Here is a 20,230-nt window from a genome sequence, read left to right as displayed (position 1 = left end):
ACGCGCTCAGTGCTGCTCAAAACGCTCGAAACGCTTTTCCGTCAGGCGCTCTTCGCCGGTCACTTCGGTCACGCGCGCCGCCGGCGGCCCGTGACGCAGCCACGACAGCATCCGGTCGACCTGGTTGGCCGAGCCCTGCAACATGGCTTCGACGGAGCCGTCGTCGAGATTCGCCACCCATCCCTTGATACCGAGCGCGTGGGCCTGCCGCACGGTGGCGTGGCGAAAGCCCACGCCCTGCACGGTGCCGCGCACTCTCACGTAATACGTTTCGATCCGCTGATCCAGATCCGGGGCCATGCCGTCCTCTCCTCTGTCGACCGGAGTTAGTGCTTCAGCTGTCGACCAGAGTTAGCGCTTTAGCGCTTACTCTGGTCCCATGCAACGCAATTCTTTCAAGCCGGCATTCTAGACGCGTCGCGGCAAGATTGCTCGGCGGTCTCTGAGCTCGCCTGCGCGCTGAGCCCGCCCGGTGCGACACGCGGCACGCGCGACACGTACAATCCGTCGACTGTCACGCAGGGAATGAAAGAGAATGACCGAACAGAATCGCGATCTCGTGCTCGTGACCGGCGCATCCGGCTTCGTCGGCTCGTCGGTGGCGCGCATCGCGCAACAGAAGGGTTTCAAGGTGCGCGTGCTGGTGCGCGCCACCAGTCCGCGCAAAAACGTCGAGGCGCTGGATGCGGAAATCGTCGTCGGCGATATGCGCGACGAAGCGTCGATGCGCAACGCGCTGCGCGGCGTGCGTTATCTGCTGCACGTGGCGGCAGACTATCGCCTGTGGGCGCCGGACCCGAGCGAAATCGAGCGCTCGAATCTCGAAGGCACCGAGGCGACCATGCGCGCGGCGCTGAAGGAAGGCGTTGAACGTATCGTCTACACAAGCAGCGTGGCCACGCTGAAAGTCACCAGTTCCGGCCAGTCCGCCGATGAAACCTCGCCGCTCAAAGCCGACCAGGCAATCGGTGTGTACAAGCGCAGCAAGGTGCTGGCCGAGCGCGCGGTGGAGCGCATGATCGCCGAAGACGGCCTGCCGGCCGTGATCGTCAATCCGTCCACGCCGATCGGTCCGCGCGACGTCAAGCCGACGCCGACCGGTCGCATCATCGTCGAAGCGGCGCTCGGCAAGATTCCCGCGTTCGTCGAGACGGGGCTGAACCTCGTGCACGTGGATGACGTGGCCGCCGGCCATTTTCTCGCGCTCGAACGTGGCAAGATCGGCGAGCGCTATATTCTCGGCGGCGAAAATCTGCCGCTGCAACAGATGCTCGCGGATATCGCGGTGCTGACCGGCCGCAAGGCGCCGACGCTGAGTTTGCCGCGCTGGCCGCTCTACCCGCTCGCCATGGGCGCCGAAGCGGTCGCCAAGATCACGAAGCGTGAACCGTTCCTCACCGTCGACGGTCTGAAAATGTCGAAGAACAAAATGTACTTCACGTCGGCGAAGGCGGAACGCGAGCTCGGCTATCGCGCGCGGCCCTATCGCGAGGGCTTGAGCGATGCGCTCGAATGGTTCCGGCAAGCCGGGTATCTGAAGCCCTGATAAAGCGCCGACGCGGGCAGGAAAGTCAGCGTCGGGCCGCGTAGGCGGCATCATTCAGGTCATGCAGGCCGCGCCGGGCGATCCGGCGTGGCCTGCATGCACTTTGTTACAACGTCACTGTGTTTGCGACAGGTAAAAGCCTACGCGCAGCAGGTAAAATCGTGGGTCTTACCAGAGAAACCTCGCATGAATCTTCATGAACAGCTCGGCGCGCTGGAAATGGGCGTCGATCAGCTCATCCAGGCTGTCGTGGCCCCGCAGGCCGAAAACATCCCCGAGACAACCGCAGTAACCGCCGCGCAGGAAGCGCCGGTGGCGAATCACGTCCCGTCCGAAGCGAAAGTGGACGACGTTGCGCCTGAAGCAGCGGCGGCAGCGGTAGATGCAGCGGAGCCGGCACCTGTGCCCGGTGAAGAGCCGGCCGCCCAGTTGCAGCCCACGCTCGAAATCAACCGCCCTGCGCAGAACGAAATCACGATGACGATCGGCGGCCAGACGGTCGCGCTGCGTGCTGAGCAGATCGGGCAACTGATCGAGGAATTGTCGAACGCGCGCGCCTCGATGACGCCGGAGCCGCCGCCGGGCATCCCGCCGGGTTGGCGCTTCGTGTCGACGAAAAACCCCGTCATGGCCGTACAGAAACAGTCGAATGGCGACCGTCTGCTGGTCATGCGTCACACCGGCCACGGCTGGGTGCCGTTCACGTTCTCGCCCGACATGGTGATCCAGATGTACATGATGCTCACCAAGGGCTGATGCCCAAGTCGATGTAAAAAAAAGCGGCGCCTGAGAGCGCCGCTTTTTTCATCTGATGAACCTCCGGACGGGCGCGTCTCAGCGCTCCTGCACCGGCGCCTGCACCCGCGCCTTCCATTGACCGCCCTTGCCGCGCCAGTAGCGCACCGCCGACGCGAACGTCGCACCGACATAGAACAATGCGATCAGCGGCAGAAACGGCGCCCACAGCGGCGAGCGACGGTAATAGCTGAGCATCGGCGCATACGCGCAGCACATGAGCGCCCACGCAAGCCACGCGGGCCAGCCCAGGGGACCGAGCACCAGCGCCGCCACCGGCGGCATCAGGTAGATGATCGTCATGCCCAGCAGCGTGCCCGCCAGCAGCAGCAGCGAGTAACGCAACTGGGTAAAGGCCGTGCGCGCGATCATGTTCCAGATCTCACGCCAGCTATCGTAAGGACGCAGCGACACGCTGCGCGCCGCCAGATCCAGACGGATCGGATGACGCCCCGTGCCGCGATGCTTGATCCGCGCAGCGAGGCTGCAATCGTCGATCAGCTCGGCGCGAATCGATTCGATGCCGCCCGCTTCTTCGAGCGCGCTGCGCCGGACCAGCATGCAGCCGCCCGCCGCCGCGGCCGTACGGTTGCGCGGGTTGTTGACCCACGAGAAGGGATACAGCTTGGCGAAGAAGAACACGAAGGCCGGAATCAGCGCCTTCTCCCAGAACGAATCGCAGCGCAGACGGACCATCAGCGAGACGAGATCGCGCTTTTCCGCATCCGCGCGGGCGACGAGTTGCGCCACAGCATCAGCGGGATGGCCGATGTCCGCATCGGTCAGGAGCAGGAAATCGGCCGGCAGACCGAGCGTGCGCACCGCCTCGATCCCTTGCGACTGCGCCCACACCTTGCCGGACCAGCCCGGCGGCAGCGGCTTCGCGCTCAGCACCGTGAGACGATCCGGGCATTGCAGTTGCAACGCGGCCGCGCGGGCGGCGTCGGCGGTGCCGTCGGTGCTGTGGTCGTCGACGACGATCACGTGAAATTCGCCCGGATAGTCCTGCTCGAGCAAGGTGGTCACCGCTTGAGCGATCACATCGACTTCATTGCGGGCCGGCACCACGGCGGCGACCGCCGGCCAGGTTTCACGCGGCTCGAGGGTGAGCGGCGTGGCGGGGCGGGCCCCCCAGAAACCGCCGCGCGCGAACAGCAACACACACCAGATCAGCAGGGACAGACACGACAGAAGAAACAGAACCACCGCCATTAAGCATTACCCTCAAGTGAACCCGCTTGCACGCCGACGCGCCGCGACAGGCGCATCACCACAGTGCGTACCGCGACGACGCACCAGTCGAAAGTGTTGAGTACCGGCCGCTCGCGAAACACGTCGTAGCCGGCCTTTTCGATCCGCTCGAGGATGCGCAGGCCGCCGTGGATGGCGCCGCACAGTTCGATCCCCAACCGCCCTGGGATACGCAGCGCGAGCGGTGCGCCGCGCACCAGCATGGCCCGGACGAACGAAATTTCGTAGGCCATCAGCTTCGCCCAGGCATCGTCGACGACGCCCCTCGCGATGTGCGCCTCGGTCACGTTGAAGCGCCGCAGATCCGCGAGCGGCAGATACAGGCGGTCTTTTTTCCAGTCGGCGGCGACGTCCTGCCAGAAGCTGATCAGTTGTGATGCCGTACAGATCGCATCGGCATCGGCGAGATTCTCCGGCGTGGCGGCGCCCACCAGATGCAGCATCAGAACCCCGACCGGGCTGGCCGAGTGGCGGCAGTAGTCGAGCAGCGCGGCCCGGTCCGCGTAACGGTTGGTGTCGATGTCCTGACCGCACGCGTGCAGCAGGTCGTAGAACGGCGCGAGCGGCAGTTTGTACTGGGCGACCACGCCGGCGAGCTGCCCGAACAGGAGCGGATGCACCGGCGCCGCGCGGCGCTGTGCTACCGCGTCGAGGCCGGCGCGGAAGTCAGCAAGGCGGGCATGCCGCTCGGCCGGGCTCCAGTCGCCTTCATCGGCAATGTCGGCGGCCGTGCGGACAACCTGATAGATAATGCCGATAGGCGCGCGCAGCGCCTTTGGCAGCAGCACGCTCGCGACCGGAAAATTTTCGTATAGATCGACGTCCATCCAGCGAGCCTCGAAACCTTTCTGTTCTGTAATGCAGTCGCAAACGCGCGCCGCAGGACCATGTAGTTTAAGGGTTCCGCCAAACCGGTGCAGTGCGTAATGATTGCCGCCCGCACATTGCCAGCTACGCCTTGCCACCCGCGCATTGCCGCCTGCACCATGGGGCGGCGCCGGGCAGCAAGCCCGTGGCGCGGCGGCGGCCCAACACCTTGGTGGGGCACCAGAGCAAAACCGGCCTGATAGCGTTAGAATGCGCGTTTGGTTTTGCTGTACCGGCTCGGCGCCGGGGCTCAAGACGTCAACTAAATAGATGGTCGCGGCGATAAAGTCATTTTTACCGACTTCTTCGAAACCCGCGTCAGTCGGAGTTCGCCAATTTATGCGAGTCATCCTTGCTCAGCCCCGCGGCTTTTGTGCGGGTGTTGTTCGTGCAATTGAGATCGTCGATCGTGCGCTACAACAACACGGCGCACCCGTGTATGTCCGTCACGAGATTGTTCACAATCGCCACGTGGTGGACAACTTGCGCCAGAAAGGCGCGCGCTTTGTCGAAGAACTCGATGAGGTGCCGCAAGGCGCCGTGGCGATTTTCAGCGCGCATGGTGTCGCGCAGACCGTCGAGCGCGACGCGGAACAGCGCGGCCTCGACGTGCTCGACGCGACCTGCCCGCTCGTGACCAAAGTCCACGTGCAAGGGCGCCAGTATGTGGCCGCGGGCCGTACCCTGATCCTGATCGGCCACGCGGGCCATCCGGAAGTGGAAGGCACGATCGGCCAGATTCCCGGCAAGGTGCTGCTGGTGCAGAGCGAGGCTGAAGTCGCGCATCTGGACCTGCCGCTCGATACGCCGCTCGCGTACGTCACGCAGACCACGCTCTCGGTCGACGACACGCGTGGCATTATCGACGCCTTGCTGCGCCGTTTCACCGACATCGTAGGTCCTGACACGCGCGACATCTGCTACGCCACGCAAAACCGCCAGGCGGCGGTGCGTGAACTGAGCAAAGAAATCGACGTGCTGCTGGTGGTAGGCGCAACCAACAGTTCGAACTCGAACCGGCTGCGCGAGATCGGCAGCGAAAGCGGCGTGGCGAGTTATCTCGTCGCCGACGGTTCGGAAGTGAAGCCGGAGTGGTTTGCCAACGTGCAGACTGTCGGCATCACGGCCGGTGCTTCGGCACCGGAAGAGATGGTGAAGAACGTAATCGATGCGCTGCGCGCATTGGGGCCTGTCGATGTCACGACGATGGCGGGCCGTGAAGAGAAAGTCGAATTCAAGTTGCCATCGAAACTGATGCAACCACTCGCTGCACGCGAAGTTTAAGGAGGACGTCTTGTCTATTCCGCTGCTACAGAAAGTCCGGGTTGGCGCATACATCATGCGTCAGCATCTCTCTGGCAACAAACGCTACCCGCTCGCATTGATGCTGGAGCCGCTGTTCCGCTGCAATCTTGCCTGCAATGGCTGCGGCAAGATCGACTATCCGGATCCCATCCTGAATCAGCGTCTGTCGCTCGAAGAATGTCTTGGCGCAGTCGACGAATGCGGCGCACCGGTCGTTTCGATTGCAGGCGGCGAGCCGCTCCTGCACAAGGAAATGCCGCAGATCGTGAAGGGCATCATCGCGCGCAAGAAGTTCGTGTATCTGTGCACGAATGCGCTGCTGATGGAAAAGAAGATGGACGACTACGAGCCGAATCCGTACTTCGTCTGGTCGGTTCACCTGGACGGCGACCAGCAGGCGCACGATCACTCGGTGTCGCAGGAAGGTGTGTACGACAAGGCTGTCGCCGCGATCAAGGAAGCGAAGCGCCGCGGTTTCCGCGTGAACATCAACTGCACGTTGTTCAACGACGCCGTGCCGGAACGCGTTGCTGCGTTCTTCGACACGCTGGGCCCGATGGGCGTGGACGGCATCACCGTCTCGCCGGGTTATGCATATGAACGCGCGCCGGATCAGCAACACTTCCTGAACCGCGACAAGACCAAGCAACTGTTCCGCGAGATTTTCAAGCGCGGCAACAACGGCAAGAACTGGTCGTTCAGCCAGTCGGGCATGTTCCTCGACTTCCTGGCCGGCAATCAGACGTACGAGTGCACGCCTTGGGGCAACCCGGCGCGCACGGTGTTCGGCTGGCAGAAGCCGTGCTACCTGGTCGGCGAAGGCTACGTGAAGACCTTCAAGGAATTGATGGAAACCACGGAGTGGGAAAAGTACGGTACGGGTAACTACGAGAAGTGCGCGGATTGCATGGTGCACTGCGGCTTTGAAGCGACTGCCGTGATGGATACGGTTGCGCACCCGTTGAAGGCGTTGAGGGTCAGCCTGCGCGGCCCGAAGACGTCCGGTGCTTTCACCAAGGATATTGCCTTGGATAAGCAGCGTCCGGCTGAGTACGTGTTCTCGCGGCACGTCGAGATCAAGCTCGAAGAGATTGGGCGTGCTGGAAAGGGTAAGAAGGTGCAAACGTCGGCTTCCGCTTCTGCACACTAAGCGGCGCATGGGACGGTTTTGTCCGCCCCATGATAGGCATGTTAGAAAAAAAGCGCGTTGGCTTGATTGCCACCGCGCTTTTTCTTTTTGCGTGAAGTGTTTTACTTCGGTGTTACTTCAGCCTGCGCTGCGTGCGTTATGTGCAGTCAGGAACTTGATCAGCCCATCAACGCCGCCTTTGGAAATCTGATCGGCAAACTGCGTCTGATAAACCTGAATCAGCCAGGCGCCCATCATGTTGATGTCGTAAATCTTCCAGCCCGACGCGCCTTTAGTCAGCCGGTAATCAATCGCATCGTCGCCGCCATTGCTGATCACGTGCGACTGCACGACCGCATCCTTGGCGCCGGCCGGCACGTTGGGCGGTAGAAATTTGAATTTCACGTCCTGGTCCCGCAACTGCGACAGCGAGGCGGCGTAGGTACGCACCAGCAGCAGCGTAAACTGGTCATAAAGTTGCTTCTGCTGCTCAGGCGTCGCCGTACTCCATGCCTTCCCTACGGCGATCCGCGTGGTCCGCTGAAAATCGGTGGCCGGCACAAATCGCGTTTGGACCAGATCGGTGATCTTCGCCATGTCGCCGCCACGGGCCTGCGGATCAGCCTTCATCGCGGCGACCGTGCCTTCGACGGCACTCTTCACCACCGCATCAGGCGCGCTTTGCGCATAGGCCGCAGTGGACACCACGGCCGCAGCCAGAAAAGCAGACAGATAACGTTTCATACGCTCGCCAAAACCCAAAGAAGTAAGCGCCGGCAGGCTCACGAGCCTGTAGCGAAAGCAGGATAGACCCAGTATACCGATATTGCGTTCCCGCCCCTTCACCGCTGCCCGGGAGCCGGGCTTGCTACCGAAGTGGAGCCGAACCGCTCCGGCTCTGTATACTTGTGCACTTTCGTCAAAAACGCCACCTGCGATAAGGCCCTCTCCGCCTACATGTTGAAGTCATCTATTGTCCGTCTCGTCGCCTATTCGGTGCGTCATCCGTTTCGGATCATCGCCGCGTCGCTCGTGCTCGCCGTTTTGAGCAGCATCTATGTAGCCTATAACTTCAAGATCAACACGGATATCAGCCGTCTGGTCGAAACCGACAAGCAATGGTCGTCGCTCGAACATGCCATGGACGCGGCCTTCCCGGATCGCGGCGACACTGTGCTGGTGGTGGTCGAAGCCCGCGCCCCGGAGTTTGCGGACGCGGCCGCCAATGCCCTGACGGCCGCGCTCAAAGCCGATCCGAAAGAGTTCGTGGCGGTCTCGCAGCCCGCCGGCGGGCCGTTCTTCGAACACAACGGTCTGTTGTTTCCGTCAACCGATGAGGTTCTTTCGACCACCTCGCAGCTCGTCCAGTCCCGCCCGCTCGTCAATGCGCTCGCGCACGATCCGAGCCTGACCGGCCTGGCCGGCACGCTCACCACGAGCCTGTTGCTGCCGCTGCAGCTCGGTCAGGTGAAGCTGGCCGACATGAGCCATCTGCTGTCGCAAAGCGCGACCACGTTCGATCGCGTGCTGGCCGGCCAGCCGGCTGCGTTCTCGTGGCGTGCGCTGGTCGACAAGGGCGCCGCCACGGATCCGGCACGCGCCTTCGTCACGGTGCAGCCGGTTGTGAACTACGACGCGCTGGAGCCGGGCGCTACCGCGTCCAAAACGATCCGCGACACTGCCGCCTCGTTGCACCTCGATACGCGTTATGGCGCCACGATCCGCCTGACGGGTGAACAGCCCCTGGCGGATGAAGAATTCGCATCGGTCCAGGACGGTGCCGTACTCAACGGCATCGGCACATTCATCGTCGTGCTGGTCATTCTGTGGCTGGCGCTGCGTTCGGGCCGCATGATCGCCGCCGTGTTTATCACGCTGTTCGTCGGTCTCGCGATCACCGCGGCACTCGGCTTGATGATGGTCGGTGCGCTCAACATGATTTCGGTCGCCTTCATGGTGCTGTTCGTCGGGCTCGGGGTCGATTTCGGCGTGCAGTTCGGCGTCAAGTATCGCGAGGAACGCAATCGCGACGAGCGTATTTCCGCGGCACTCATGCATACCGCGCACAGCATCGGCGTGCCGCTGACGCTCGCGGCCGTTGCGGTCGCGCTGAGCTTCTTCTCCTTCCTGCCAACGGCTTACCGTGGCGTGTCGGAATTGGGTGAGATCGCCGGCGTCGGCATGTTCGTCGCGTACTTCACCAACATGTCGCTGCTGCCGGCGCTGCTGAAAGTCTTCAGACCGCGGAGCGAACCCACCTCGCCGGGCTTCAAGCAGCTCGCCCCCGTCGACGATTTCCTCGATCGCAACCGCAAGCCGGTGCTGATCGGCACGCTCATCGTCGTGATCGGCGCCGCCCCGTTGCTCACGCATTTGCGCTTCGACTTCAACCCGCTGCATCTGAAGGACCCGCACACGGAATCGATGGCGACGCTACTGTCGTTGAAGGATTCGCCGGAAGCGGCGGTCAACAACGTGCAAGTGCTGGCGCCAACGCTTGCCGACGCGGACCGCATCGCCGCTCATCTGCGCACGCTGCCGGAAGTGGGCCGCGTGACCACGCTCGACACGTTCATTCCCACCGAGCAGCAGCAAAAGCTGATGCTGGTTGCAAGCGCCTCGCAGCAACTCTTGCCCGCGCTGCAACAGCAGCCCTCGCCTCAAGCCACCGACGCAGTGCGCGTTGCCGCGTTGAAGCGCGCGTCGAACCAGCTCTCGCTCGCCGCCGACGACCACCCGGGCCCGGGCGCCGCCGAAGCCCAGCATCTGTCCGCGACGCTGCAAAAGCTGGCTGCCGCCGACGCCGCCACGCGCGACCGTGCCGAAACCGCGATGTCCGAGCCGCTGCGTATCGCGCTGAAGCAACTGGCGGATTTGCTGCAGCCGACCGAGATTACTCGCGACAACCTGCCCAAGGAGATATCCACGGGTTGGGTTTCCAAGGACGGCCGCGCGCTTGTGGACATCGCGCCGAGGATAAAAGCCGGTGCTGATCCGAACGACGACGCGACGCTCGCCCGCTTTGTGCACGCGGTGAAGAAGGCCGAACCGGACGCGATCGGCGGCCCGATTTCGATCCTCAATTCCGCCGACACGATCATCAAGGCGTTCCTGCAGGCTGCCGGCTACGCGTTGCTGTCGATTGCCATCCTGCTGTGGATTGCGCTGCGGCGGCTCAGCGATATGCTGCGCACCCTGGTTCCGCTGCTGGTGTCGGCACTGGTAACGTTGGAGTTGTGCGTGGTGTTCGGCATGCCGCTGAACTTCGCGAACATTATTGCGTTGCCCCTGATGCTGGGCGTCGGCGTAGCATTCAAGATCTACTTCGTCATGGCGTGGCGCCACGGCCAGACCAGCCTTTTACAGTCGAGCCTTACGCATGCCGTGTTGTTCAGCGCGGCGACTACGGCGACGGCGTTCGGCAGTCTCTGGCTGTCGCACCATCCGGGGACGTCGAGTATGGGACGCTTGCTGGCGCTCTCGTTGTTTTGCACGCTGATTGGCGCAGTGGTGTTCCAACCGGTACTGATGGGCAAACCGCGACGTCGCGCGAAGCACAAAGGAATATAAGTATGAAGATGCGAACCACTGTGCTGGCGCTGGCTGCTACCGGTCTGATCGCTGGCTGCGCCACCGGCCCCGACCGCAAACCGGGCGACCCGTTCGAGCCCGCGAACCGCGTGATTTTCAAATTCAATGACGGCGTGGACCGCTACATCGCCGTTCCGGTCGCCAAGGGTTACCAGAAGGTGACACCGCAGCCGTTGCGCACGGCGGTGAGCAACTTCTTCTCGAATCTGGGCGATCTGACCAACGCCGCCAACAACCTGTTGCAGTTGAAGATCACGGACGCAACGGAAGACCTCGTACGTTTCGCGTTCAACTCGACCTTTGGACTTGGCGGCCTGCTCGACTGGGCGACGCCGGCCGGCCTGCCGAAGCACCACCAGGACTTTGGCTTGACGCTGGGTCACTGGGGCGTCCCATCGGGCCCGTATCTTGTTCTGCCGCTATTCGGCCCGAGCACGGTGCGTGACAGCGTGGGTCTGGTGGTGGACGTGAAGTTCAACCCGCTGAACTACATCGAGCCGGCGGAGCGCAATCCACTGTACGTGTTGCAGTTCGTGAGTGTGCGCTCCGACCTGCTGGGCGCGTCCAGCCTGCTGGAACAGGCTGCACTGGACAAGTACTCATTCGTTCGCGACGCTTATACGCAGCAGCGTAAAGCGCGCCTGCGCGGTCCCGGCGAAAACGCCGCACCGCTCCCGAACTACGACGACGAGGACAACTCGGGCGCGGCTGCGCCCGCCAAGGGCGCTTCGGGCGCGGCGGCAGGCTTACCGAACTACGCGGACCCTGGCGACGCAGCCGAAGCCCCGAACGCCGCATCAGGGAGCGCCACAGGCGCCCCGGCGGGCGTGCCGAACTACAGTGATCCGGGCGACACACCGACCGCCCCAGCGGCGGCACCTGCGGCGTCGTCGGGCGCAATGACCCCGACGCCGCCGCAGCAAACCGCGCCGACGGACAAGAAACTGCAAGAAGCAGTACCGGCGACACAATAAAGGGTCTGAGTCAGACGACCCGGCTCGCGCAAAGCGCGCCGGGCAACCGCGAAGAGCGGAAATGAGTCGCGCGCCCGCCAATTACAGACCGAGCGCGGAGCAAAACAAGCGGTTTTATGAATTACGCGTCGGCGCGCGCAGCGCCGCCGGAAGTATGACGCCCTTGTCACTGACGCCGAATGTGCGAGGGCACAGATTCCAGATGCACCACTACCGTGGCTGCGCGGGGGACCCGCTTAAGAATTAGCGGTGTGAGCCGCTTTCTTTGCTTATCTTTCTTTGCGGCGGCAAAGAAAGTAAGTGCCGCCCCGCACAGGGGCAACGCTAATAAACCAATAACAAATCAAGAAAAGGCCAAAGAAGCCAAATCAAGGAGCGGCGAGCGGCCACCTTCAGGCAACAGCCTGCAAAACCCCAGCCTCCCCCATCGCATGCCGCGCCTGCACCAGCGAGGTCCGCGCCGCCCGCGCGTCGACGGCGACCTGAATCAGCGCGCCCAACTGCGACGGCTGCCGCAACAGCTCCCGCAAAATCGGCCCTAACGCTGTCGTCCCATCATCCCGCAAGCCAGCGGTCGCAGCAGACGGCAACGTCCGCCAGGCCGGATCGACAATCGCGCGGCAAACCGCAAACGGCACACCATGCGCGGCGGCCGCCGCACCGGCAATATGCGATTCCATATCAACGGCCAAAGCGCCCGTAGCGCGATGCAGCACGCGCTTATCGTCAGCAGTGACTAAAGGCGCGGTCACAGCCGCCATCAACCCGCGCCGCAGACGCGCCACAAGAGGCCCGGTCGACAGCGCGGCAGCAAGCCTATCGGCCCATGCCCGATCGGTCTCGAGCCGCCCAAACGGCCCCTCGACGGCCTCCGCGACGATCAACGCGCCCGGCTCCAGGTCCGGCGCCAACCCACCCGCCGTACCAAAACTGACGATCCCCGAGCAACCGCGCGCGACCGCCGCGCTCAGCGCCCGCTCCAGCAGATCGGCGCGCGCCGCATAAACCACCTCGACGCCCTTACCACGCGCGATGCGCGCTTCGAACGCCATCCCCGTCACCACGATCACCGGCAAGGTGCTGCGGCCGGCGCCGGCTAACGGCGTTGTCGAAAACGCCATCCGTTACATCCCGACCGCGACGCGCGTCAGCCCGTTGCGTTTCAGATGACGGAAGCGCGCCAGCGCCCACAACGGGAAGAACTTGCGATATCCGTGGTAACGCAGATAGAACACGCGCGGGAAACCGGTCGCCGTGAAGCGCGTTTCGTCCCACAGGCCGTGTTCACGCTGTTCGCGCTGCAAATACTCGACGCCGCGCGCGACCGCCTCGTGATTCACCTCGCCCGCCGCCATCAGGCCCATCAGCGCCCATGCGGTTTGCGAAGCCGTGCTCGGCGCGCGGTCGTAGCCGCGATAGTCGAGCTTGTAGCTCTCGCCGCCCTCGCCCCAGCCGCCGTCTTCGTTCTGGATCGACAGGAGCCACTGCGCGCCGCGTTTCATGCGCGGGTCGTCGTGCGGCAGGCCTGCGGCGTTCAGCGAACACAGCGCGGTCCACGTGCCGTAGATGTAGTTCAGGCCCCAGCGGCCATACCAGCTACCGTCCGATTCCTGTTCCTTCAGCATGTAATCGAACGCGCGTTGCGCCGGTTCGCTGCCCTGCGGGAATTCGCCGAGTTGCGCGAGCATCGACAGGCAGCGGCCCGACACGTCCGCGGTCGGCGGATCGAGCAACGCACCGTGATCGGAGAACGGAATGTTGTTCAGGTAATACTGGGTGTTTTCGGGTTCGAACGCGCCCCAGCCGCCATCGCTGCTTTGCATGCCGACCACCCATTCGCGCGCCCGCGCAATGGCTTCGCGATCGACATCCGATTGCGTCAGCGCCGCCGAACGTTGCATTGCCATCGCCACCACCGCCGTGTCGTCGACGTCCGGATAGTGCGCGTTGTTGTACTGGAACGCCCAGCCGCCAGGACGCACGTTCGGACGGCGCGAGATCCAGTCACCGCGCACGTCGAGAATCTGCAGCGGACGCAGCCATGCGAGCCCGCGTTCAGCCGCCTGTTCCGCATGCGCTTCGCCGGTTTCAAGCAGCGCGTGCGCCGCAAGCGAGGTATCCCACACCGGCGACAGGCACGGCTGGCAATAGGCTTCGTCATCCTTGATGACGAGCAGCTTCTCGATCGACTGACGGGCGATTGCGCTGTTCGGATGATCGGCCGGATAGCCGAGCACGTCGTACATCATCACCGAGTTCGCCATCGCCGGGAAAATCGCGCCGAGGCCGTCTTCACCGTTCAGCCGTTCGTCGACGAAGCGCACTGCCTCACGCACCGACCGTTCGCGCGTCGCCTTCGGGAACAGGCCGTCGATCATGCGCAGCATCACATCCACGCCGCGGAAAAAGCGGAACCAGCCGAGATGCTGATGCGGCGCCCGATCGCGCATGCCGGTATTGACCGGTGCGCCGCGGAACAGCTCGTCGATCCGCACCCGGCGCGGATTGCGCGCCACCGGCCGCTTCGCGTTCAGCACCAGCAACGGCACGATCACGGTACGCGCCCAGTACGACACCTTCGACAGATGGAACGGGAACCACATCGGCAGCAGCATGATTTCGACCGGCATCATCGGCACCGCGCGCCACGACACCACGCCGAACAGCGCGAGCAGAATCCGCGTGAACACGTTCACCGTCTCCGCGCCGCCGTTCGCCAGAATCGCTTCGCGCGCACGGACCATGTGTTCGGCATCCGGCGAGTCGCCGATCATCTTCAGTGCGAAGTACGCCTTGACGCTGGCGCTGATGTCGAGCGCGCCGTCGGTGAAGAGCGGCCAGCCACCGTCCGCCAACTGGATGCGGCGTAGATAGCGGCCGATCTTCTGCTCCAGTTCCACGTTCGGCGTTTCGCCGAGATAGTGGACCAGCAGCACGTATTCGGCGGGAATCGTCGCGTCGGCTTCAAGTTCGTAGACCCAGTGGCCGTCCGGTTTCTGCGCGCCGAGAATCGCGTCGGTGGCGCGCGTGATCGCGGCGTCGAGCGGCCCAGCGGACGCTTGCGGCGCAACGATAGGCGCAGCGATCGACACAGTCGGCGCCGCATCGGCGAATTCAGGCAGGACGGCGTCCAGCGGCTGGGCTTGAGATAAGTCGTTCATCGGCGTTCCATCGGTTGATTCAGCAGCGTGTCCGCGGCCTTCTGGCCGGAGCGGATCGCCCCTTCAATCGTCGCGGGCAGACCAGTGGCCGTCCAGTCGCCCGCGAGCATCAAGTTGTTCCAGCGAGTGCGCGTGCCGGGGCGCAGCGTTTCCTGATCCGGCAGAGCGGCAAATGACGCGCGCTTTTCCATCACGACCTGCCAGGCCGGCATCGGCTCGGCCGGCAAATTGGCGGCCTGAGCCACTTCGGCCCAGATGGTTTTCGCGAGCGCTTCATGCGGTGTGTCGAGCAGGCGTTCAGCGGCGTTGACCGTGACCGACACGCGCCCCTCGAAGGCGAACAGCCAATCGGCCGTCGCATTGAGCAGCCCCGTGACCTGCGCCATACCGAACGGCGGCTCGACCGCGAAATGCACGTTCAGGGTCGCGGCGAAGCGATTCGGCGAGCGCACACCGGGCACGAGCGTCTGTGCAATCTCCGGCGGCACCGCGAGCACCACGGCCTGGTTCGCTTCGATCGCGATGCGTTCGTCCGCGAAATTCAGTGCCGAGATACGACCGGGGCCGGTGTCGGCAAACTCCATGTCCTTCAGGCGCGAACCGAGCCGGATTGCCGCGCCGCCATGCTGCAACAGACGCAGCGCCGGGTCGACAAAGGCGCTGCCCAGACCGTTCTTCGCCACCAGAGGCCGGCACGCCAGACCACCGGCGACCAGCGTCTCCCTGACCATCGCGCCCGTCAGCTCCGCCGACGCTTCACGCGGCTCGACATTGAGCATCGCGAGAAACAGCGGCCGCAGCAGGCGGTCCCACAGCGGGCCATTGCAGCGCATGGTCTGCGCCACACTGCGCCCAGGCTTGGCGAACAGCAGCGGCACCAGCGCCAGATAGTCGCTCGGGCCGGTGTTCGGCACGCGCGCGTTCGGGTCGAAGATCCAACCGGGCAGACGGCCCGGCGACATGCGCACGGTCCAGCGCGCCCGCGTCGCCAGATCCACGAACGGATACTCGGGCTGGGCCGGGCCGACCAGCTCGTCGGCGGCGCCGATCGCGCGCACATAGTTGAGCGTGGAGAAATTACCTGACAGCACCATGTGATTGCCGCTGTCGATCGTGGCGCCCAGCTTGGGGTCGTAATACGAACGACAACGGCCACCCGCCTCGCGCGCGGCCTCATGCAACACGACTTGCGCGCCGCGCCGCTGCAATTGCACCGCAGCGGCCAGGCCGGCGAGCCCGGCGCCGATTACATGGATGAGCTTTGGCATCAGCTCAGAAGAGCGCGTAACGCGCGACGATCCACAGCAGGCGCAGTTTCGGCTTGCTGACCTTCGTTCGCGGAATGTCAAAACCGCGATCGAGCGTGCGTTCGAGCAGCACGCGATAGACGCCCGACATGATGCGCGGCGCACGCACGTGGTTGCGCGGCTCGCGGTCCATGATCGCGTCGGAGGCAGCGAAGTGCTCCTTGGCGCGCTCGGCGAGCGTCGCGCAGACGCGCGGTAGCGACGGATCGTCGGCAATCTGCGTCGGGCTCGTCACCGCGATGCCTTCGCGCGCCAGCAATTCGTGCGGCAGGTAGCAGCGGTTGATGCCGGCGTCTTCGTCGATATCGCGCAGGATGTTGGTCAGTTGCAGCGCGCGGCCCAGATGGTGCGCAAGTAGCCGGCCGGGCTCCTCCTGCATCCCGAATATCCTCACCGATAGGCGGCCCGCCGCGCTGGCCACACGATCGCAGTACAGGTCGAGCGTGGCCTCGTCGGGCGCGCAAATGTCGGCGGCGGCGTCCATCGCCATGCCGTCGATCATCGCGTGAAAATCTTCGCGTTGCAGGTGAAACGTATGAATGTGCCGCGTCAGCGCGCGCAAGGAAGCGCGCGGTGCGCCGACGTAGCACGCGTCGATGTTGGCGCGCCAGCACTCGAGCGCGGCGGCGCGTTCGGCGCGCGGCATGTCGCTGTCGGCAATGTCGTCGACAGCGCGGCAGAAGGCGTAGACCTGATACATCGCGTCGCGCTGCGCGGCCGGCAGGATGCGCATCGCGAGATAGAACGAGCTGCCGGACGTGGCGGCAGCGGCGTCGATTTCTGGTTCGTCCACGACAAGATTGGAAACAGCCAAGACGATCTCCGCTGGAGGCGCCCGCTGAAAGGCGTTCAAGAAGTTTTAATGCCTACCCGCAAGGTAAGCGGCCCGCGCGCGCGGACACGCGCGAAACGCCCGGCTGGGATGCCGGAAACGGCGAAAAGTATAACAACGTTTGTGAGATGCCGCAGTTTTGAGGGGTGAATAAGGGCCGGAACGAGGGCTGGGGGCGACATGCGCCGACCGTCGGCCTGGCGGGAAAGGCTCAGGAAAAAGCCACCGAGCGGTTGCGTCCTTGCCGTTTCGCGCTATACAGCGCCGCGTCGGCTTCATTGATGAGCACGTCATACGTCGGCACGCCCACGCGCGCCGCCGCGCCACCGACGCTGGCCGTCACCGGCACGCTCGTGCCCTGCACTTCGACCGGCGTGTCCGCGATCGTGCAGCGGATCTTCTCCGCGACCCGCATGGCGTCTTCGAGCGGCGTGCACGGCAACAGCAAGGCAAACTCCTCGCCCCCGAAACGCCCGAAGGTATCCTGCACCCGCACCACCCCGGCGACCCGCTGCGCCATCACGCGCAACACCGTGTCGCCGACGCCGTGGCCGAACTGGTCGTTGATTTTCTTGAAGTGATCGAGATCGAACAGCAGCACGGACATCTCGCCGCCGTAGCGCTGCCATCGCGTGTACTCGTCGCGCAGGCGTGCTTCGAAGAAACGACGATTGGCGATGCCCGTGAGGCCGTCGCGGTCCGCATATTCCTGCAGCTTGGCGACCGCCTCTTCACGCTCGCGCTGCACGATGCTGACATGCGTGACGTCGGAGATGGTCACGCACACCGCCACCACTTCGCGGTCGCGCATCAGCGGCATGAACGTGCAGTCCTGCTGCATGAAATCGACGCCGCCGGTAATCGGCCGGTCGTGATCGAACTTGAAGAGATACGGGCGCTGCTCCCACGAACTGAACGCGAAACTGCCGAGCTGAAACACGCTTTCGATCTTGCGCGACAGCCACACGCGCGGCAGTTCCGGAAAGTGCGTGAAGAGCGATTTGCCGACCATCTGTTCGGGCGACAACCCGCTGTGATCCTGCATGAAGCGGTTCCACATGAGCACGCTCATGTCGCGATCGAGCACGAAAATGCCGAAACCGACACGTTCGACCACCAGATCGCTCAACGAGTCCACAGGCACATTCATAGGCTGGACAACAGCGCGTCGAGCGCCTCGTTCATATGCCGGATCGATTCTTCGGCCATCAGCATCACGAGGTGCGCGCGGAAGCTTTGATCCTCGAGCGCGAAATTGACTTCGACCAGCAGCGCGACTTCCCATTGCAGCACACCGGGCTGGAACACTTCGTCGAGCGTCATCGCTTCGCCGAGCAGGCCCGGCGCGGAGAAGACCGGCGTGCGGCCGAGCTGGTCGAGAATGCACGAGACACACGCGCCCGTCAGCACATTCGCGACGTCGAACACGAGTTCTTTCTGGCTCACCGCCTCGTAGCTCGAGCGCGAATACGGATCGCTCACGAGCGAACACAACTGGTCGATGCTGTCGCTGCGGCAGATCACCAGCGCTTCGCCCTTGATGTCGGAGCGAAAGCCCTGGCGCACCGCGCTCACCGTGTCCTCGATCCCGGTCATCTCGCGCAGCGCCTGTGCCGCTTCGTGCACCACCACCACCTTCACGCGCGGCACCGACAATTCGATGAACGCATCGAGCAGGTGCGCGAGACGCGTCGCGGCCTGGCCCATCGCCAGATTGGCGACCTCCTGCAGCGCGTCGCGCTGATCTTCGTTGAGGGCTGGCTCAGACATACAACCCGTACTCCTTGAGGATGGGCAGTACCGCCTCGGGCGTCACGGGCTTGGCGATGAATGCAGCGGCGCCCAGCGCGCGTACGCGCGATTGGGCCATCGGCTGGACATCGGCGGAGACGACGATGACGAAAGTGTTCAGATCCTCATGCTGCAATGCCTCCAGCACCTGATAGCCCGTCATGTCCGGCATCGTCAGGTCGAGGAACATGACCGACGCCTTGCCTTCGCGATACAAGCCGAGCGCTTCGCGCCCGTTCGCCGCGTAGGACACGTCGACATCCCAGTCCGGTGGCAATGCCTTGGTGAGCACCTTGCGGGCAAGCAATGAATCGTCGGCGATCACAATGGGCAAAGGCATGGGCGGGTCAGTAAGCGGAATGAGCTCTTGCGCGTTAACGGCGGGTAGAGGCGATTTCTTTAGTGCGTGGTCTGTCGACCCGCGGCAAAGCGGACTGAGACTTGCGAGAATACGGCTTGCAGACGAGCGGGGAGCGCGCGCAGCGAGGCGCTTTGGACGGAAGCCGTGAGCACGCCTGGATGCGCGCGAGCACGGTGGACGACGGCTATGACCGGCATGTTCGAAGCCTACCCCGTAGATGATTCCGCGCGGCTTTACGGATCGGATGGTCCCCTTGCCGCGCGCGTGTTTCCGCGAGCGCCTTCCATCACGCGTTGTGCGCGTTGTCTGGCGGGCCCTCGCGGCAGATGCATCCGAGCATGGCGGACACATTATTTGTAGTGGCGTCGATTTTCGAAGTAAAACGGCGGAAAGGCAATACACCAATTTCGCATTGGTTAAAGAGATCTTCCCAATAATGAGTATTATTGAAAATATTTTGATAGATATGGAAGGTTTTCTTTTACATTTATACTTTTGTGTACGTTTGCGCTTCTCGATTCGTCACTGATTCAAACAGTAGACAAATCAGACGGCAACCATGTGTCACGGTAACCAGTACCGCCGCGACATGTCTATGCTTTCCGTATGAGGCCGACGCCCGGCCCTTTCGTCCCGAACGACCTTAGCGTTATCGACCATGACACCAGACCGGTTCGACCCGCCCAAAGCGAGCCGCCTTCCCGCCGATCGCCAGCACGAGGCACTGTTCCCGGCCGTGCCGGAACAGAATTTCCACGTCCGGCGCATCACGCTGATCGCGCTGCTGATTGCAGCCATCGTGCTGCCCTGCGTGTACGTCGCGGCGATGGCGTTCAGCGATCTGCGCGGGCGCATGGCCGACGCAACCGACGTGACGCTGCGCACCGTGCGCGTGGCGGAAGAACACGCACTGAAAGTGTTCGACATGAACGAGACGCTCGACTCGCGCATCGTCGATCTGACCCAAGGTCTGGACGACGACGGCATCCGCGCTAAAGAAGCCGACATTCACGAGAAACTGCGCACCATGGGCGGCGGCTATCCCCAGGTGGCGGCCGTTTCGATTTTCGGCCGTGAAGGTGATCTGCTCGCCACCAGCCGTTTCTATCCTGCACCGGTGCTGTCGATTGCCGATCGCGACGATTTCATCGGCATTCGCGACGGCAAAGGCCTCGAGCATGTCTCCAAGGTGATGGCGGGACATGTTGTGGGCGAGCAGGTCTTCAACACCGGTGTGGGGCGTCCCGCCGTCGACGGCTCGTTTGCCGGGGTCGTCTCGGTGGCACTGCGGCCCAGCTATTTCGATGCGTTCTACCGGGA

18 protein-coding genes are annotated in these 20,230 nt (G+C 63.7%); 7 read left to right on the top strand and 11 right to left on the bottom strand.

What is annotated here, in order from left to right; genetic code table 11:
- Positions 1–6: 6 nt before the first annotated feature.
- Positions 7–300 carry an acylphosphatase gene (locus tag GNZ12_RS23565; RefSeq protein ID WP_172314170.1) on the bottom strand — a complete coding sequence of 98 codons (294 nt, stop codon included), beginning with the start codon at positions 298–300 and terminating at the stop codon, positions 7–9.
- Positions 301–535: 235 nt separating this feature from the next.
- Between GNZ12_RS23565 and hpnA the strand changes: the two genes are divergently transcribed.
- Entirely contained in the window at positions 536–1,546 is a 1,011-nt protein-coding gene (hpnA, locus tag GNZ12_RS23560) for a hopanoid-associated sugar epimerase (RefSeq protein WP_172314168.1), read from the top strand.
- Positions 1,547–1,732: 186 nt separating this feature from the next.
- Positions 1,733–2,302 (top strand): hypothetical protein, encoded by a 570-nt coding sequence (locus tag GNZ12_RS23555; protein WP_172314166.1) that lies wholly within the window; start codon positions 1,733–1,735, stop codon positions 2,300–2,302.
- Positions 2,303–2,380: 78 nt separating this feature from the next.
- On the opposite strand, the gene GNZ12_RS23550 is transcribed toward GNZ12_RS23555, so the two are convergent.
- Positions 2,381–3,553 (bottom strand): glycosyltransferase, encoded by a 1,173-nt coding sequence (locus GNZ12_RS23550; RefSeq protein WP_172314164.1) that lies wholly within the window; start codon positions 3,551–3,553, stop codon positions 2,381–2,383.
- Positions 3,553–4,419, bottom strand: a complete 867-nt coding sequence (hpnC, locus tag GNZ12_RS23545) for a squalene synthase HpnC (protein WP_172314162.1) — start codon at positions 4,417–4,419, stop codon at positions 3,553–3,555. Before hpnC ends, GNZ12_RS23550 begins: the two co-directional genes overlap by 1 nt.
- A 379-nt stretch (positions 4,420–4,798) precedes the next feature.
- On the opposite strand from hpnC, the gene ispH reads away from it, so the two are divergent.
- Both ispH and hpnH read left to right on the top strand, forming a co-directional pair.
- Entirely contained in the window at positions 4,799–5,743 is a 945-nt protein-coding gene (gene ispH / locus GNZ12_RS23540) for a 4-hydroxy-3-methylbut-2-enyl diphosphate reductase (protein WP_074289181.1), read from the top strand.
- A 10-nt stretch (positions 5,744–5,753) separates the two neighbouring features.
- Positions 5,754–6,914, top strand: coding sequence for an adenosyl-hopene transferase HpnH (gene hpnH / locus GNZ12_RS23535; RefSeq protein ID WP_172314160.1), 1,161 nt, complete (start codon positions 5,754–5,756; stop codon positions 6,912–6,914).
- 117 nt (positions 6,915–7,031) lie between these two features.
- Here the strand turns inward: hpnH and GNZ12_RS23530 are convergent, their stop codons facing one another.
- Positions 7,032–7,637 carry an MlaC/ttg2D family ABC transporter substrate-binding protein gene (locus GNZ12_RS23530; protein WP_172314158.1) on the bottom strand — a complete coding sequence of 202 codons (606 nt, stop codon included), beginning with the start codon at positions 7,635–7,637 and terminating at the stop codon, positions 7,032–7,034.
- A 213-nt stretch (positions 7,638–7,850) separates the two neighbouring features.
- On the opposite strand from GNZ12_RS23530, the gene hpnN reads away from it, so the two are divergent.
- Together hpnN and GNZ12_RS23520 are read left to right on the top strand one after the other, a co-directional pair.
- Positions 7,851–10,463, top strand: a complete 2,613-nt coding sequence (gene hpnN, locus GNZ12_RS23525) for a hopanoid transporter HpnN (protein ID WP_172314156.1) — start codon at positions 7,851–7,853, stop codon at positions 10,461–10,463.
- A 2-nt stretch (positions 10,464–10,465) separates the two neighbouring features.
- Positions 10,466–11,458 carry an MlaA family lipoprotein gene (locus GNZ12_RS23520; protein ID WP_172314154.1) on the top strand — a complete coding sequence of 331 codons (993 nt, stop codon included), beginning with the start codon at positions 10,466–10,468 and terminating at the stop codon, positions 11,456–11,458.
- Between the two features lie 392 nt (positions 11,459–11,850).
- Here GNZ12_RS23520 and GNZ12_RS23515 read toward each other — a convergent pair whose 3' ends face one another.
- The 7 genes from GNZ12_RS23515 to GNZ12_RS23485 form a co-directional block, all read right to left on the bottom strand.
- Positions 11,851–12,579, bottom strand: a complete 729-nt coding sequence (locus GNZ12_RS23515) for a phosphorylase (RefSeq protein WP_172314152.1) — start codon at positions 12,577–12,579, stop codon at positions 11,851–11,853.
- A gap of 3 nt (positions 12,580–12,582) precedes the next feature.
- Positions 12,583–14,619: a squalene--hopene cyclase gene (shc, locus tag GNZ12_RS23510; RefSeq protein ID WP_172314150.1), complete on the bottom strand. Its 2,037-nt coding sequence runs from the start codon at positions 14,617–14,619 to the stop codon at positions 12,583–12,585.
- Complete coding sequence (gene hpnE, locus GNZ12_RS23505; RefSeq protein ID WP_172314148.1) at positions 14,616–15,887, bottom strand: hydroxysqualene dehydroxylase HpnE; 1,272 nt, start codon at positions 15,885–15,887, stop codon at positions 14,616–14,618. The genes shc and hpnE overlap by 4 nt, the downstream gene beginning before the upstream one ends.
- A 4-nt stretch (positions 15,888–15,891) precedes the next feature.
- Positions 15,892–16,740 carry a presqualene diphosphate synthase HpnD gene (gene hpnD, locus GNZ12_RS23500; protein ID WP_172314146.1) on the bottom strand — a complete coding sequence of 283 codons (849 nt, stop codon included), beginning with the start codon at positions 16,738–16,740 and terminating at the stop codon, positions 15,892–15,894.
- A 229-nt stretch (positions 16,741–16,969) separates the two neighbouring features.
- A complete protein-coding gene (locus GNZ12_RS23495) occupies positions 16,970–17,908 on the bottom strand; it encodes a sensor domain-containing diguanylate cyclase (RefSeq protein WP_172314144.1) in 939 nt (312 codons plus the stop codon).
- Positions 17,905–18,528 (bottom strand): chemotaxis protein CheC, encoded by a 624-nt coding sequence (locus GNZ12_RS23490; protein WP_172314142.1) that lies wholly within the window; start codon positions 18,526–18,528, stop codon positions 17,905–17,907. Before GNZ12_RS23490 ends, GNZ12_RS23495 begins: the two co-directional genes overlap by 4 nt.
- On the bottom strand, positions 18,521–18,889 hold the full coding sequence (locus GNZ12_RS23485) for a response regulator (RefSeq protein WP_169486305.1): 369 nt from the start codon (positions 18,887–18,889) through the stop codon (positions 18,521–18,523). Before GNZ12_RS23485 ends, GNZ12_RS23490 begins: the two co-directional genes overlap by 8 nt.
- A 679-nt stretch (positions 18,890–19,568) precedes the next feature.
- On the opposite strand from GNZ12_RS23485, the gene GNZ12_RS23480 reads away from it, so the two are divergent.
- Positions 19,569–20,230: PDC sensor domain-containing protein (locus GNZ12_RS23480; RefSeq protein WP_456238564.1), on the top strand; the 662-nt coding region annotated here is incomplete at its 3' end.

Origin of the sequence: Paraburkholderia solitsugae, assembly GCF_013177695.1 — a bacterium.
Taxonomy (GTDB): domain Bacteria; phylum Pseudomonadota; class Gammaproteobacteria; order Burkholderiales; family Burkholderiaceae; genus Paraburkholderia; species Paraburkholderia solitsugae.
Note: the sequence above shows the minus strand (reverse complement) of the source record. Positions and strands in the feature narration are given on the sequence as shown.